Consider the following 15,194-nt stretch of genomic DNA (forward strand, 5'->3'; position numbering starts at 1 on the left):
GAACGCCTCTTGAGTTACTTCGCCGACAAACAGGGCCTCGTGGCCGACATCCTGTCCCGCTACCCCGGCACCCCGCAGGGCCGCCGCAGCGCGCTGATGCCCCTGCTGCGCGAGGTGCAGGACGCCGAGGGCTTCGTCTCCGAGCCGCGCATGGCCGAGATCGCCGCGTTGTGCGGCACCACCGCCACCGAGGTCCGCAGCGTGATGAGCTTCTATTCGACGTACCACACGTTGCCCACCGGCCAGTACCACCTCCAGGTCTGCTCGACGGTGATGTGCGCGCTGGCCGGCAGCGACGAGCTGTGGGACGAACTCGTCTCGCAACTCGACGTGCAGCCCGGCGAGGTCAGCCGTGACGGGCGCTTCAGCGTGCAGAAGGTCGAGTGCCTGGGGTCGTGCGGCACCGCGCCGGTCATTCAGCTGAACGACGGCGGCTACTACGAGCGCGTGACGCAGGCCAAGTGCCGCCACCTGCTCGCCGAACTGCGCCAGGGGCGGCCCCCTGCCCCCGACGCGCCCGTGCCCGTCATGGTCAATTCGGCCGGGCGGCAGGTGACGGCCAGTGGCGAGGCGGTGGGGGCAGGTACGGCCTCGCTGCGGCCCCTGACCGCCGGAGGACAGCCATGACCGCCACCGCGCCTACCCCCCCCAAGCCCATCACCAGCGGCAGGGACGCCCGGTTCGTGCCCACGCTGTACGCGGCGGTAGGGCAGCCGGACAGCTGGACGCTCGACACCTACCGCCGCACCGGGGGTTACGGGGCCGCCGCGCGGGCGTTCTCGCTCGGGCCGGACGCCGTGATCGAGGAGGTCAAGAAGTCCGGCCTGCGCGGGCGCGGCGGCGCGGGCTTCGCCACGGGCCTCAAGTGGTCGTTCATGCCGCTCAACGACGGCCGGCCCCACGTCGTCATCTGCAACGCCGACGAGTCGGAGCCGGGCAGTTTCAAGGACCGCTACCTGCTGTCCGAAGACCCGCACCAGCTCATCGAGGGGATGCTCATCGGCGGCTACGCCATGCGGGCCAGCACGGGCTACGTCTACATCCGGGGCGAGTACGTGCAGGCGGCCGAGCGGATGTGGGCGGCCATCCACGAGGCGCGCGCCGCCGGGCTGCTGGGCAAGGACGTGCTGGGCAGCGGCTTCGACTTCGACCTTCAGGTGCACCGGGGGGCGGGGGCCTACATCTGCGGTGAGGAAACCGCCCTGATGAACTCGCTGGAGGGCCTGCGCGCCAACCCGCGCCTCAAGCCGCCCTTTCCCGCCGCCGCCGGGCTGTATGGCCTGCCGACGACCATCAACAACGTCGAGACCTTCTGCGCCGCCACCCAGATCCTGAAATACGGGGCCGACTGGCACGCGGGCATGGGTACCGAGCGCAGCAAGGGCATGAAGCTCTTTCAGGTGTCGGGGCCGGTCCGGCGTCCCGGCGTGTACGAGCTGCCGCTGGGCACGCCGCTGCGCGAACTGGTCTATGACTGGGCGGGCGGCCCGCAGGTGGAGGTCAAGGCGGTCATTCCCGGCGGGTCCTCCTGCCCGATGCTGCCCTGGGACGATAAGACGCTCGATATGCCCCTGGACTACGAGTCGCTGGCGGCGGCGGGCTCAATGCTGGGCACCGGCGGCGTGACCCTGATTCCGCGTGAGGACTGCATCGTGAACGCCACCTGGAACATGGTGCGTTTCTACGCCCACGAGAGCTGCGGCAAATGCACCCCCTGCCGTGAGGGTATCTCGGGCTGGATGGTCCGGATGTACGAGAAGCTGGTGCGCGGGCACGGGCAGCCGGGCGACGTACAGCTCATCCTGGACATGGCCGACAACATCGGGGGCCGCTCGTTCTGCGCGCTGGCCGACGCCTGTCTGGGGCCGGTCCTGAGTTCCATCAAGCTCTTCCGCGAGGAATACGACGTCCTGGCGACGACCGGGCAGCCGCTCTACCCGCCGCGCCGTCGCTGGAGGGAGGCGTGAGCGGTTGCGGCGAGGGGGTGGCTGCCGGTGGTCGGTGGGGGGACTCGTCTGCCCCTGGCCGCCGACGGGTGTTCCCTCAAGCCTCGGCCGACTCTAATTCCATGACCCACGGCCGACTTCCCACTCCCCCGGAGGCCCTCAGTGAAAGTCACCGTTGACGGCACCGCACTCGACCTGCCCGCAGGCACGTCCGGCATAGACGCCGTGTTCGCGGCGGGGCGGGACGTGCCCTATTTCTGCGCGCATTCGTACCTCTCGCCGGTGGGCGCCTGCCGCATGTGCCTCGTCGAGTCGGGCAGCCCCCGCAAGGGCAAGGACGGCCAGTTCGAGCTGGGCGACGACGGGCAGCCCAAGATCTTCTGGTTTCCCAAGCCGATGGCCGCCTGCACCATGCAGGCCACCGAGGGCATGCACATCCGCACCGCCGCGACCTCCGAGGTGGTCGCCAAGGCGCAGGCCGGCATGATGGAATTCACGCTGCTCAACCACCCGCTCGACTGCCCGACCTGCGACAAGGGCGGCGCGTGCGAGTTGCAGGACCGCGCCTTCGAGTACGGCTACGGTGCGAGCCGCTTCGGCTTCGACCGCCGCCACGCCGACAAGCACTACCCGCTTTCCGACTTCATCATCCTCGACCAGGAACGCTGTATCCACTGCAAGCGCTGCGTGCGCTACTTCGAGGAGGTGCCGGGCCAGGAGGTGCTGGACTTCATCGAGCGCGGCGGGCATACCTTCATCGATACCGAGGAGGGCGGGCTGCCGGTCGGCTTTCAGGGCAACATCGCCGACATCTGCCCGGTGGGGGCGCTGCTGGACAACGTGGCGCGCTTCCGGGGCCGCAACTGGGAGTACGACCACGCGCCGACGACCTGCACGCTGTGCCCGGTCGGCTGCTCGATCACCGCCGACGCCCGCAGTGGCCGGCTGGAGCGCGTGGTCGCCCGCGAGAACCGCGACGTGAACGAGGCCTGGATCTGCGACGCGGGCCGCTTCGGGCACGTCTTCGCGTCGCAGGGCCGCCTGACCCGGCCCCTGGTGCGCGTGGAGGGCGAGCTGCGGGAGGCGAGCTGGGACGACGCCGTGGCGGCGATGCGCCGGGGCTTCGCGGGCACGGCGCCCGCCGACCTCGGGCTGTTCCTGCACGCCGACAGCACGCTGGAGGAGGGCGCGGCGCTGCTGGCCCTGGCGGGCGCGCTGGGCAGCCGCAACGTGGACCACTGGCCGCGCTCCCCCGAGGCGGTCACGGCCCCGGCCGCCACGCTGGGCGACCTGGCGACCGCCGACGCGGTGGTCGTGCTGGGCGCCGATCTGGGCGAGGAGGCCCCGGTCGCCGAGCTGCGCATCCTGGAGATGCTGCGCGGCGGCCTGATTCCGCCCGAATTCGCGCACGGCACGGCCATCGCCGACCTGCGGCTGGTCGAGCGCCCGGCCCGCAGGCCCGAGAAGCTGGCCGTGATCGGCCGCCCGTCGCGACTGTGGGCGCATGCCGGGCTGACCATCGAGGCCGAAGGCCGGCTGCTCGAACGCCTGATCGCGGGCGAGGGCGCGGACTGGCGCGCCGCCCTGACCCTGCTGGAGCGCGCCGAACGGCCGGTGCTCGTGCTGGGGGCCGACGTGCTGAACGCCCCCTCCGGCACTTTCGCGGCCAACCTGGGCGACCTCGCGCTGCGCACTGGGGCGAAGGTGCTGCCCCTCGCGGCGGCGGCCAACAGCGCGGGGCTGGCGCACCTGCCCCTCGTGCCGCGTGCCGGCGCGCTGGGCTACGCGAATCTGGCCGGGGCGGGCGCGGCCTTCCTCAGCCGCCTGGACCCGGTGGGCGAAGGGCGGCCGGGGCGTGCGCGCGGCTTCACGGTCGTCCACGACACGCACCTCACGGCCACCGCGCGGCAGGCCGACGTGGTGCTGCCCGCCGTGACCGGCTACGAAAAGCGCGGCACGGTCGTGAACATCGAGGGCCGCGCGCTGGCGCTGGAACCCGCCGCCGTGCTGTCCGGCGAGGCCGCCGACCTCATCCGGGCCCTGGGCGCGGTGGCCGAGGCGCTGGGGGTACGGACCGGCGTGCGCGGCCTGAAGTCGGCGCACTCGAGGCTGGCGCAGGAGATGGGCGCGGTGCCGGTGCCCGGCGAACTCCTAGGCCGCCCCGGCCACCACGTCGCCCCGACCGGCGGCCTGAGCCATGTGCCCCGGCTGTGGCGCGAGGGCATGGTGGACGCGAACTGGGCCCCGCAACCCGCCTGGGCGGGCCTGACCGAGCTGCCGATGCTCGGCGCCCCGCCCCCGCGCCCTGCCGTCCTAGGAGGTGACGACTGATGCCCGACTGGCTTGCCGCGCTGCTCATCACGGTGCTCAAGGGGGTGCTGGTCGCCCTGGCGCTCCTGACCACCTTCGCCTACATGACCCTGATCGAGCGGCGGCTCCTTGCCCGCATGCAGATCCGCCTCGGCCCCAACCGGGTCGGGCCGATGGGGCTGCTGCAACCGCTGGCCGACGCCATCAAGAGCATCTTCAAGGAAGACCTCAGCGTCAGCGGGGCCGACAAGCTGGTCTACACCCTGGCCCCCATCGTCGCCATCGGCATGGCCCTGACCGCCTTCGGGGGCATTCCGGCCGGGCCGCCGCGCAGCCTCTTCGGCGAGAATCCCTGGGTCTACAACCTCGACGCGGGGCTGCTCGCCCTGCTGGCCCTGACCAGCGTGGGCGTCTACGGCATCTTCCTGGGCGGCTGGGCGTCGGGCAGCAAGTACCCGGTGCTGGGGGCCCTTCGCAGCAGCGCGCAGATGATCAGTTACGAACTGGGCATGGGCCTGAGCGTGCTGGGGCTGCTCATGCTGGTCGGCAGCACCAACCTGCTGGACATCGTGGGCTGGCAGGCCGCCAACAGCTGGATGGTCGTGGTGCAGGTCTTCGCCTTCGCGCTGTTCATCGTCAGCAGCTTCGCGGAGGTCAACCGCACGCCCTTCGACCTCCCCGAAGCCGAGCAGGAACTCGTCGCGGGCTACCTCACGGAATATTCGGCGATCAAGTGGGCGCTGTTCCAGATGGCCGAATACGTCAACATGATCACCGCCTCGGCGCTGATGGCGACCCTCTTTTTCGGCGGCTGGCGTGGCCCGGCGTTCCTGAACGGCGTCATTCCCGGCATCGCCGACTGGCCGCTCGTCTGGCTCGTGCTCAAGATCGCCTTTTTCCTGTTCGTCTTTATCTGGATTCGCGCCACGCTGCCCCGGCTGCGCTACGACCAGCTCATGCGCCTGGGCTGGAAGCTCGTGCTGCCGCTGGCGCTGGGCAACACCATCCTGGTGGCCTTCTACCTTGCCTTCCTGCGCCCGGCGGGCTGGGGCCTGTGGACCCTGGGTGTCCTGAGCCTGCTGGCGCTGGGCGTGCTGTTCGTGCTCAGCGACCGCGTGCGCGCGCTGTGGAACGTGCCGGCCGTGCATCCGGGCGGCGGCGACGCGCGGCCCCGGGCCCGTCCGGCCGGAGGCGACTGATGTCCGGCTTTTTCCCCCTAAGGAGGCTCTGACGTGGGTGTTCTCGATATCGCCAAGGGCATGGGCCTGACCCTGGGCAAGCTGTTTTCCCGCCCCGTGACCGTGAGTTACCCCGAGCAGCGCGCTACCCTCCAGCCGCGCTTCCGGGGGCGGCACATCCTGACCCGCCACCCGAGCATGGTGCCCGGCGAACCCGGCCTGGAAAAGTGCATCGGCTGTTCGCTGTGCGCCGCCGCCTGCCCCGCCTACGCGATCTACGTGGAGGCCGCCGAGAACGACCCGGCCCACCCCCACAGCCCCGGCGAGCGCTACGCCAGGGTGTACGAGATCAACATGTTGCGCTGCATCTTCTGCGGCATGTGCGAGGAGGCCTGCCCGACTGGCGCGGTCGTGATGGGCAACGAGTTCGAGATGGCCGACTACCGCTACCGCGACTTCGTGTACGGCAAGGACGACATGCTCGTGGGCGTACAGGGCAGCGTTCCGCAGCGCCGCGAGGCCGCCCGTAAGGGGCAGCCGGTGCGCGTGGGCTTCACGGTCGAGGGTGGCCCCCGCCCCGAGCTGGAGGGGGTGAAGTACCCGTCATGATGCTCGCCTTCATCCTGCTGGGCGCGCTGACGCTGGTCGGCGGGGTCATCACCATTGCGGCGCGCAACGCCGTACACGCCGCGCTCGGGCTGGTCGGCACGCTGCTGAGCATTGCGGGGCTGTTCGCCACCCTGAACGCGTCCTTTCTGGCGGCCACCCAGGTCATCGTGTACGCGGGGGCCGTCATGGTGCTGTTCCTGTTCGTGATCATGCTGCTGGGGGCCACCCAGCCCGTAAAGGGCCGCGACCCGGTGCCTTTCGTGCGCGAACTGGCGGGCATCGGGGGCACCCTGCTGGCGGGGGCTTTCGTGGTGCTGGCCTTCACGTACCGCGACCCGCAACCGCTGGCCCAGGGGGCGCAGGCCCTGCGCGGCGGCGCGGCGGGGGCGGTCGGCGAGACGCTGCTCACCCGCTTCCTGCTGCCCTTCGAGGCGGTCAGCATCCTGCTGCTGGTCGCCATCGTGGGATCGGTGGCCCTGGTGCAGCGCCCCGCCCCGCAGCCCGACCCGGTGCCGGACGCCGCGCCGGCCCACCCCGACTTCGCCGAGGAGGTGCGCGCCTGATGGTCCCGACGACGTATTACCTCGCCCTCTCGGGCATCCTGTTCGCCCTGGGCATGATCGGCGTGCTGACCCGGCGCACGGCCATCATGGTCTTCCTGAGCGTGGAACTCATGCTGAACGCCGCGAACCTCTCGCTGGTGGCCTTCGCGCGGGCCTGGGGCGACCTGACCGGGCAGACGGCCGTGTTCATCGTGATGACCCTGGCCGCCGCCGAGGTCGCCATCGGTCTGGCGATCATCGTCTCCATCTTCCGCCGCCGCGAGACCACCAACGTGGACGAGCTGGCCGCCCTGAAAGGCTGAGGTGGCCCCATGAACGCGCTGCCCCTGTATCTGCTGCCGCTCTTTCCGCTGCTGGGCTTCGCCCTCCTGATGCTGCTGCCCCGGCTGTTTCCGGGCCGTTCGGGCGGGCTGTTGGCAAGCGCCGCCGTCCTCCTGAGCTTCGGTGTGGCCCTCACGCGCTTTCTGGGTCAGGGCGCGGCCCCCGCCCACGAGGTGCTGTGGACCTGGCTGCCCAATATGGCGCTGGGCGAGGGCGGCGCCGCCGGCAATCCCATCGCTGCCAACCTCGCGGTGGGCTTCTACCTCGACCAGCTCTCGGCGCTCATGACCCTGATCATCACCGGGGTCGGCTTCCTGATCCACGTCTATTCGCTGAGCTACATGGGCCACGACCGGCAGTTCACGCGCTTTTTCGCCTTCCTGAACTTCTTCGTGGCGATGATGCTCGTGCTCGTGCTGGCCGACTCGTATCCCCTCATGTTCGTGGGCTGGGAGGGGGTGGGCGTGGCGTCGTTCCTGCTCATCGGGTTCTGGTTCTCGGGGCGCGCCTCCGAAGGCAGCAGCCGCGACGTGCGCGAGGCGAGCGGGCGCGAAGGAATCGCCAACTCGAACGCCGCGCGCAAGGCCTTCCTGATGAACCGTATCGGCGACCTGGGCTTCATGCTGGGGATGTTCCTGCTGTTCAAGCTCTACGGTACCCTCAGCATTCCCGAACTCGCCGAGCGGGTGGAGGGCTTCCCCGCCGCGCAGGCGGGCATCGAACTCGCCTGCCTGTTCCTGCTCGTCGGCGCGGTCGGCAAGTCGGGGCAGCTGCCCCTGACGACCTGGCTGCCCGACGCGATGGCTGGCCCCACGCCGGTCTCGGCCCTCATCCACGCGGCCACGATGGTCACGGCGGGCGTATACCTCGTGGCGCGCAGCCACTTCCTGTACGACCTCGCGCCGAACGCCTCGCTGTGGGTGGCCTGGGTGGGCGGCCTGACCGCGCTGTACGGGGCGCTGTCGGCCCTGAACCAGCACGACATCAAGAAGATCCTGGCGTACTCGACCGTCTCGCAGCTCGGGTACATGTTCATGGCGGTGGGGCTGCACGCCTACTCGGCCGGGGTCTTTCATCTGCTCACGCACGCGTTTTTCAAGGCGCTGCTGTTCCTGGCGGCGGGGGCCGTGATCCACGCGCTGCACGAGGAGCAGGACGTGCGGGCGATGGGCGGGCTGCGCAAGTTCATGCCCTTCACGCACCTCGTCTCGGCGGCGGGCGTGCTGGCCATCGCGGGCATTCCCATCTGGAGCGGCTTCTTCTCCAAAGACGCGATCCTGGCCGCCGCCTACACCCAGAGTCCGGCGCTGTACGTGGTCGGGCTGGGGGTCGCGCTGCTCACGGCCTTCTACATGGGCCGCTGGTACTTCCTGGTGTGGCGCGGCGAGTACCGGGGCCATGTCCACCACATCCACGACGCCGACACGCTCATGAAGGTGCCGCTGGGCATCCTGGCCGCGTTCGCCACATTGGCGGGTTTCCTGAACATCCCGAGCTTCCTGGGTGGGGGGCACGCCTTCGACACGTATCTGGGCCGCGCCATTCCCCTGCACCCGCACGAAATCGCGGCGAGCACCGAGTGGCTGCTCACCCTGCTCGCGGTGCTGGCCGGGGTGGGCGGGCTGGCCTGGGCCTGGGCCGAGCACCGCCGGGGCGTCCTGGGCACCGGGCCGCTGGGCGAAGCGAGCACGCGCGGGCTGTACCTCGACACCGCGTACGACACGCTGCTGGCCGTGCCCGGGCGCGCGATTGCCGGGGCGCTGGACGTGGCCGACCGGGGCGTGGACGGCGCCCTGAGCGGCGTGGCCCGCAACGTCGCCGCCCCCGGCGGGCTGTTCGCGCTGTGGCAGAGCGGGTTCGTGCGGGCCTACGCCGTGAGCATGCTGCTGGGCACGGCCCTGATCATCGGGTACTGGGCCATTCGGACCATCGGGATGGGGGGCCAGTGACCGTGCGGCCCGCCCACAGGAGCGTCCCATGATTCATCTGTTCATCTTCCTGCCGCTGCTCGGCTCGCTGCTCATGGGCCTCTTTCCCCGCCAGTGGCGCGACGAGGTGGCCGTGGCCGTCACGCTGCTCACGCTGGGGCTGGGGGTCGCGCTGTGGGCCTCGGGCGGTACGGGCCTGTTCAGCGTGCCCTGGGTGGAGGCGCTGGGCATCACCTACTCGGTGCAGCTCTCGGGCGTGAGCCTGGTGCTGGCCCTCGTGACCGCCTTCATGACCTTCGTGGCCGTGCTGTACGGGCGACAGCGGGTCGAGAACCCCTGGGTCATGCTGGCCCTGGTCCTGAGCATGGAGACCGGGCTGCTGGGCATCTTCGCGGCGCGCGACCTCGTGCTGTTCTACGTGTTCTTCGAGGACGCGCTGCTGCCCGCCCTCCTGATGCTCGCCATGTTCGGCGGGCCGTCGCGCATGCGGGCGCTGGTCAAGTTCGCGGCCTACACGCTGCTGGGCAGCCTGCTGATGCTGCTCTCGATCATCGGGGTCAAGTGGCTGGGGGACAGCCCGACCTTTGCGCTGGCCGACCTCGTGCAGCACCCGGTCACGGGGCCGGCGCAGACCTGGCTGTACCTGGGCTTCCTGGCCGCGATGGCGGTCAAGCTGCCGCTGTGGCCCATGCACGCCTGGCTGCCCGACTTCCACGAGCAGAACCATGCCAGCGGCGTGCCGGACGTGATGGGCACCCTCTACAAGGTGGGCGGCTACGGCCTGTTCACCTTCGCGCTGCCCCTGTTCCCCGACGCCTCGCTCGAACTGCGGCCCGTCCTGATGGGACTGGCGGCCTTCACGGCCCTGTACGCCGCCTGGATCGCCTTCCGGCAGACCGAATGGAAACGGCTGCTGGCCTACGCGGGGCTCTCGCACATGGGGTTCGTGGCGCTGGGCGTCTTCTCCATGAACGAGACGGCCGTGATCGGCGCGATGTACCTGCTCGCCTTCCAGAACCTGTATACCGGCGCGCTGTTCCTGGGCGTGGGGATGCTTCAGGAGCGGGTCGGCAGCCTGGACACCCGCGTCGGCGGCGTCATGACGCAGGCGGGCGCGCTCGGCGGCCTCACGATGGCGCTGTGGTTCGCGTCCATCGCCGTGCCGGGGCTGGCGGGCTTCGTCGGTGAATTCAGCGTGCTGCTCGGTGCCTATCAGGTGTCGCCCTGGCTGGCCTTCGTGGCGGGCCTGACCACCATCGCCGCTGCCGCCTACGCCCTGAACGCCTTCCAGACGACCTTCTGGGGCGGGCGGCCCCACGGCGCGGTGAACGTGCGCGACCTGCGCGGGGCCGAGTGGCCGGTGCTGGCGCTGCCGCTGGCGGTCGCCCTGTTCTTCGGGGTGTACTCGGCCCCGGCCCTGAACCTGATCCAGCCGGCGGTGCGCGGGGTCCTGAGCGCCGTGGGAGGCAACTGATGCTCACCGTTCCCGACGTCGCCCTCGCGCCGCTGTTGCCCATCCTGATCGTGCTGGCGGGCGCGCTGTGCAGCACGCTGCTGGGCTTCTGGCTGCCCCGGCGCACCCTGACCTTCGTCAATCTCGCCGCGCTCGTGCTCTCGGGCGTGGGCATGGTCACGCTCTGGAACGGCGCAGAGTCCTCCTTCGCGGGCGGGCTGCGGGCCGACAACGCCGCGCTGCTGCTGGGCCTGACCATCCTGGTCGGCAGCGCCCTGACCCTGCTCGTATCGCTGGACACGGCCTACCGCGCCCGCGTCAGCTTTCCCGAGTTCGACGCCATGCTCATGTATGCGGTCACGGGCTGCCTGCTCATCGCCTTTTCGGGCGACCTGATCGTCATGCTCATCGGGCTGGAGATCATGAGCCTGTCGGGCTACGTCCTGGCGACCCTGCAACAGTCGCGCCGCGCCGAGGAGGCGGGCCTCAAATACTTCCTGCTGGGCGCGGTGGGCAGCGCCATCCTCATCTACGGGATCGCCCTGCTGTACGGCGCGACCGGCAGCCTGACATATGCGGGCATCGCCGAGCGCGCCAGCGGCCTGACCCCGGCCAACCTGGGCATTCTCGTGGCCGGCGCCCTGCTGCTGCTCTCGGGCTTCGGCTTCAAGGTGGCGCTCGCGCCCTTCCACCAGTGGACGCCCGACGTGTACGGCGGCGCGCCCACCAGCGTCAGCCTGTTCCTGAGCACCGTGGTCAAGGTGGCGGCCTTCGCGGGGCTGCTGCGCGTCTTCGGGGGTGCGCTGGCCGACGCGCCGGGCTGGCAGCCGGTCCTTCAGATCCTGACGGCCGCGACCCTCATCGTCGGGAACCTCGCGGCGCTGTTCCAGACGAACTTCAAGCGGATGCTGGCCTACTCGGCGGTGGCCCATACCGGCTTCCTGGCCCTGACCCTGCTGGGGCAGCCGGATCTGGGCGGCGCGGCCCTGAGCTACTACCTGCTCGTCTACACCTTCATGACGGCCGCCGCGCTCGCCATCGTCGCGGCGCTGCAACGCGGCGAGGAAGGCATGGAGATCAGCGATCTGCGCGGGCTGTACCACCGCCACCCGGCCTACGCGGTCGCGCTCGCGGTGTGTCTCGCCTCGCTGGCGGGCCTGCCGCCCTTCGCGGGCTTTTTCGGCAAGTACCTCGCGTTCCAGGCCGCCTTCCAGAACGGCTACGTGGGCCTGAGCGTCCTGGCGGCCCTGAGCAGCGTGGCGGCGCTCGTGTACTACCTGCGCCCCGGCATGCTGCTGTTCATGCCCGACCGCACCCCGGCGCGCGAGTACGCGCACGGGCAGCGTCCGGCGACCACGCTGGCCCTGGCTGTGTGCCTCGCGGGGATCACGGTGCTGGGCATCCTGCCCAACCTGTGGTACGGCTGGGGCGCGAATCCCGACATCTGGCGCGTGCTGGCCGGTCGCTGAAGGCGGGGCCAGGGGAGGGCGGGCGGCGCCGGAAAGGAACGGCGCCGCCCGCCTCTTGCCTCATCGAAACTGCAAATGATGCCAGTGCATTGCCGGAGGCATTCGAGCGGTGCGGGCAGGCGTCCCCGGGGGCGTCCGTTCTGCCCAAGGCGCGATGGGAAGAAGAGACGGAATGGCGGCGATGGATACTCCTCTCGGTGGATTGTCTGAGACGAGTCGGAATCAGAGCAATCTCGTCTCAGTCGCGGGCGCCGGTCTGGCCGCGCCGGTACTTCATGCGGTAGCGGCTGCGGCTGGCGGCCTCGATCAGTTCGCCCGGCGTCAGGATGTCGTCGGAGGTCGAGGCGGCCCCGATGTTGGCCCGCACCCGCAGGTCGTGGACGCGCAGGTCGCCCAGGTTGCGCTGGAAATGTTCGGTGAGGGCCGGAAGCTCCTGCGGGCCGACCTGATCGAGCAGCACCGCGAATTCGTCCGGTCCCCAGCGGAACACCACGTCGCCCCGGCGGCGCAACTTCTGGAGCCGCCCGGCGAGGTCGCGCAGCAGCGCGTCGCCCGCGAGGTGTCCGTACTGCTTGTTGACCTGTCGCAGCCCGTCGAGGTCGATGAGCATCAGGCTCATGGGCCGTTCCTGGCGGCTGTGCCAGCGGTGCTCGACCGCCCGCGTGAAGGCCAGGCGGTTGCCCACGCCGGTCAGCACGTCCTGGGTGCCCAGCGAGCGCAGCTGCCACCAGCGCTCCAGGGCGACCAGCCCCACCCCGACCAGCGCCGCGAGCGAGAGGGACACCCCCGGCAGCAGGAAATTCACCAGCCAGCCCAGCACCGCGAGCAGCAGCGCGAGCGCGGCGGCCCCGAACCCCCACAGGCCGCGCAACCACACGGTCGCGGCGGCCAGCAGCCCGCCCAGCACGGCCATCAGCCACAGGGGCGCGCGCACCAGCGGGGGAGAAAGCAGCGACGATACCGCGCGCGCCTGGAGGTACGTGCCCGCCACCATCAAACCGTCGATGTCCGGCGAGGTCAGGCCGCTGAACCCGCCGGCCGTCAGACCGATCAGCACGACCTTGCCCTGCAACTCCGCGAACCGCACATTGCCGTTCACCACGTCCCTGAACGAGCGGGTCACGGCGTCCAGCTCGTCCTGCGGCACGTAGCGCAGCAGCCGGGGCACGGTGTCGGCGGGCACGTCCGCGCCGGCCACCCGCGCGAGCTGCGCGGCGAAGCTCGGCACCAGCCTCCGGTCCCCGCCGGGGCCTTCGAGCGCGTAGAAGGGCTGGACACTGCGCGCCACCCCACCCGCCGAGCGGTTCAGGACACTGACGCCGGTGGGCGAGCGCCAGCCGGGCTGCGGGGCCTCGCCCCCCTCGCCGGGCGAGGTGGCCAGGACCAGATTGGGCGCGCTGAACAGGGGCGTCAGGGCCGCGTCGGCCGGCGAACTCACGCCCGAGAGCAGCACGTCCAGGCCCACGGCCCGCACGCCCGCGCTGTTCAGGGTGCGCAGGACCTGGGCGTACAGCTCGCGCGGCCAGATGTCGGGGCGGCCATAGTCGCGCAGGCTGGCGTCGTCGATGCCCACCACCACCAGCGCCGGGTCGGGCCGGGAGGGGAGCGCCTGATTCAGCGTGTTTTCCAGCCGGGGGTTGACGGGAATGGCCAGCACCAGGGCCGCGCCGAGCCCGGCCGCCAGCGGCAGCGTCCAGCGGCGCAGCGAGCGCTCAGGGTAACGGAACATCGGTCGCGTTTCCGGCGGCGTCGCGCAGGCTCAGGTGCAGGGGCGTGCCGGCGGGCGGCGCGGGCAGCAGCACCCGGAAACGGCCCTCGACGCGCCGGGTGACGGTCCGGGCCTGCGCGCCCTCGCCGAGCGTGGCCGTGAGGGTCAGGGCCGCGCCGGAGTTGTCGCTCGCCTGACCGCTGATCTCCAGGAGCTGCCCCGCCGTCCGGGCCTGGACCCCACTGGCCTGCGGGGGGCTGCGGTCGAGGCCCACGCGGGCCGACCAGACCCTGACCGCGCCGTAGCGCGAGGCCCGCACCCGCACGAGGTACTCGCCCTCGGGCAGGCCCGGCGCGCCGCGCACCACGAACTGGCCCTCGGCCGGCCCCGGCGTCACGCCCAGCGCCGTGACGCGGCCCCGGCGGTCGAGCACGGACGCGCTCAGGGTGCTCTGCGGGGTCGCCGTCACCGTCAGGTCGATGGCCTTCAGGTGGCGTGCGGGCCGCGCCGCACTCAGGGTCAGGGGACGGGCCCGCTGGACGTCGAGGGCCTGGTTGAGCCGGTCGGTGGCGTCGAGTTGCAGCGCGCTGGGCGCGGCCTGGTCGCGGCGCTTCTGCTCCCCGCCGCTCAGGGCGAGGTCGCCGCTGCTGGGCAGGGCCACCTGACCCTCGAACACCTTGACCAGTCCGTCGGCGTCCACCCGGAAGACCGTGCCGCGCACCGACGTGCTGACCACCGGGGTCGAGAGGCGGTAGCCGCCCTGGCCCTTTTCCACGACGTTCCAGGCCACGCCGCGCGTGAGCTGCAGCGTCACTTCGCGCCCGCGCGAGGTCTTCTCGACCGCCAGCACCCCCAGTTCGCTCTGCTCGTTCAGGCGCAGGTAGCCGCCGCCGGTAAAGCCGATCTCGGCCCAGGCCCCGGCTCCGGTGCGCAGCGCCTCGCCGGGGCCCAGGTCGTCCTGCCGGGCGGCGGGGCGCAGGGTGCCGTCGCTGCGGCGCAGGTTCACGCTGCCCAGCAGGCCCTCGACCCGCGCGTCCCCGACGCCCACGAACTGCGCGTCGTACCAGGGGTCGCGTTCGGTGAAGGCCGTGATCTGCCCGCCCGTGAAGGAGAGCTGCTGGCCCTCGCGCACCGTGAAGGCGCGCCCCACACCCGACACCCGGACCGCGCCCTTCAGGACCGCGAGGCGCTGGGCGCTGCCGCCGGGCGTCAGGTCCACCCGCGCGCGGCCCGCGCCTTCGATCATGAGGTGTCGGCCCAGCACGAAGGCGGCCACCGGTCCCTGGAGCAGGAACTGGCCCTCCTGCAGGTCGGCCTCGCCGCTGTAGACCCGCAGGCGCGAGGCGCTGCCCACCACCACGCGTCCCGTGCCCCACGCCAGCGTGGCCCGGCCGGTGCCGGTGCGCAGGCCGGTGCTCAGCGCCGGGGCGCTCTGCGCCTGCCAGGTGGTGCCCGAGAGGACCTCTACACGGCCCGAAGCCTGCTGGACGCTCAGGCGGGGGGCCGGGGCCGCCAGTGGCGGGGCACTCTGGGCCTGCGCGGCCACCAGGACACCGCCGGCCACCAGCAGCGTCACACGGATCAACGGGGAGGTCAGGGCAGGCCGGCTCACTGCCGCCAGTGTACGAGAAAAAAGCCTCAAACCGGCGGCTCTGTCTGATGATCATTGGGTCATTTGATGCGCGCTTCCGTACCGGAGCGCCGGGTGG

Annotated in this window: 12 protein-coding genes; 10 read left to right on the plus strand and 2 right to left on the minus strand. The window is 71.3% G+C overall.

All coding sequences use genetic code 11. The features are described from left to right. Window positions 1-9: 9 nt before the first annotated feature. The 10 genes from nuoE to DGO_RS06405 all read left to right on the plus strand — a co-directional run bounded on the left by nuoE (window position 10) and on the right by DGO_RS06405 (window position 11,777). Window positions 10-627 carry an NADH-quinone oxidoreductase subunit NuoE gene (gene nuoE, locus DGO_RS06360; RefSeq protein ID WP_014684659.1) on the plus strand — a complete coding sequence of 206 codons (618 nt, stop codon included), beginning with the start codon at window positions 10-12 and terminating at the stop codon, window positions 625-627. After that, window positions 624-1,967 (plus strand): NADH-quinone oxidoreductase subunit NuoF, encoded by a 1,344-nt coding sequence (nuoF, locus tag DGO_RS06365; RefSeq protein WP_014684660.1) that lies wholly within the window; start codon window positions 624-626, stop codon window positions 1,965-1,967. The genes nuoE and nuoF overlap by 4 nt, the downstream gene beginning before the upstream one ends. A 141-nt stretch (window positions 1,968-2,108) precedes the next feature. Then, window positions 2,109-4,277 (plus strand): NADH-quinone oxidoreductase subunit NuoG, encoded by a 2,169-nt coding sequence (gene nuoG / locus DGO_RS06370; RefSeq protein WP_014684661.1) that lies wholly within the window; start codon window positions 2,109-2,111, stop codon window positions 4,275-4,277. Then, window positions 4,277-5,455, plus strand: coding sequence for an NADH-quinone oxidoreductase subunit NuoH (gene nuoH / locus DGO_RS06375; RefSeq protein ID WP_014684662.1), 1,179 nt, complete (start codon window positions 4,277-4,279; stop codon window positions 5,453-5,455). Before nuoG ends, nuoH begins: the two co-directional genes overlap by 1 nt. A 33-nt stretch (window positions 5,456-5,488) precedes the next feature. Beyond that, the gene (gene nuoI, locus DGO_RS06380; protein WP_014684663.1) at window positions 5,489-6,043 is read left to right on the plus strand and encodes an NADH-quinone oxidoreductase subunit NuoI; all 555 of its coding nucleotides are present in this window, start codon (window positions 5,489-5,491) and stop codon (window positions 6,041-6,043) included. Beyond that, window positions 6,040-6,606: an NADH-quinone oxidoreductase subunit J gene (locus DGO_RS06385; protein WP_014684664.1), complete on the plus strand. Its 567-nt coding sequence runs from the start codon at window positions 6,040-6,042 to the stop codon at window positions 6,604-6,606. The genes nuoI and DGO_RS06385 overlap by 4 nt, the downstream gene beginning before the upstream one ends. Further along, window positions 6,606-6,908, plus strand: a complete 303-nt coding sequence (gene nuoK, locus DGO_RS06390; RefSeq protein WP_014684665.1) for an NADH-quinone oxidoreductase subunit NuoK — start codon at window positions 6,606-6,608, stop codon at window positions 6,906-6,908. The genes DGO_RS06385 and nuoK overlap by 1 nt, the downstream gene beginning before the upstream one ends. A gap of 9 nt (window positions 6,909-6,917) precedes the next feature. Further along, window positions 6,918-8,876: an NADH-quinone oxidoreductase subunit L gene (gene nuoL, locus DGO_RS06395; RefSeq protein ID WP_083847232.1), complete on the plus strand. Its 1,959-nt coding sequence runs from the start codon at window positions 6,918-6,920 to the stop codon at window positions 8,874-8,876. A 28-nt stretch (window positions 8,877-8,904) separates the two neighbouring features. Next, a complete protein-coding gene (locus DGO_RS06400) occupies window positions 8,905-10,329 on the plus strand; it encodes an NADH-quinone oxidoreductase subunit M (RefSeq protein ID WP_014684667.1) in 1,425 nt (474 codons plus the stop codon). After that, window positions 10,329-11,777 (plus strand): NADH-quinone oxidoreductase subunit N, encoded by a 1,449-nt coding sequence (locus tag DGO_RS06405; RefSeq protein ID WP_014684668.1) that lies wholly within the window; start codon window positions 10,329-10,331, stop codon window positions 11,775-11,777. The genes DGO_RS06400 and DGO_RS06405 overlap by 1 nt, the downstream gene beginning before the upstream one ends. A 238-nt stretch (window positions 11,778-12,015) precedes the next feature. Here the strand turns inward: DGO_RS06405 and DGO_RS06410 are convergent, their stop codons facing one another. Both DGO_RS06410 and DGO_RS06415 read right to left on the minus strand, forming a co-directional pair. Continuing rightward, window positions 12,016-13,506, minus strand: a complete 1,491-nt coding sequence (locus DGO_RS06410; protein WP_043801370.1) for a diguanylate cyclase domain-containing protein — start codon at window positions 13,504-13,506, stop codon at window positions 12,016-12,018. Then, window positions 13,490-15,097 (minus strand): FecR family protein, encoded by a 1,608-nt coding sequence (locus DGO_RS06415; protein WP_226991480.1) that lies wholly within the window; start codon window positions 15,095-15,097, stop codon window positions 13,490-13,492. The genes DGO_RS06410 and DGO_RS06415 overlap by 17 nt, the downstream gene beginning before the upstream one ends. Window positions 15,098-15,194 lie beyond the last annotated feature (97 nt).

The organism is Deinococcus gobiensis I-0, assembly GCF_000252445.1.
Lineage (GTDB): Bacteria > Deinococcota > Deinococci > Deinococcales > Deinococcaceae > Deinococcus > Deinococcus gobiensis.

Bases quoted from the DNA above. Each gene is read 5' to 3' on its own strand.
- nuoF (WP_014684660.1), top strand. From the start codon at position 624: ATGACCGCCACCGCGCCTACCCCCCCCAAGCCCATCACCAGCGGCAGG.
- nuoH (WP_014684662.1), top strand. From the start codon at position 4,277: ATGCCCGACTGGCTTGCCGCGCTGCTCATCACGGTGCTCAAGGGGGTG.
- DGO_RS06385 (WP_014684664.1), top strand. From the start codon at position 6,040: ATGATGCTCGCCTTCATCCTGCTGGGCGCGCTGACGCTGGTCGGCGGG.
- nuoK (WP_014684665.1), top strand. From the start codon at position 6,606: ATGGTCCCGACGACGTATTACCTCGCCCTCTCGGGCATCCTGTTCGCC.
- nuoL (WP_083847232.1), top strand. From the start codon at position 6,918: ATGAACGCGCTGCCCCTGTATCTGCTGCCGCTCTTTCCGCTGCTGGGC.
- DGO_RS06400 (WP_014684667.1), top strand. From the start codon at position 8,905: ATGATTCATCTGTTCATCTTCCTGCCGCTGCTCGGCTCGCTGCTCATG.
- DGO_RS06405 (WP_014684668.1), top strand. From the start codon at position 10,329: ATGCTCACCGTTCCCGACGTCGCCCTCGCGCCGCTGTTGCCCATCCTG.
- DGO_RS06410 (WP_043801370.1), bottom strand. From the start codon at position 13,506: ATGTTCCGTTACCCTGAGCGCTCGCTGCGCCGCTGGACGCTGCCGCTG.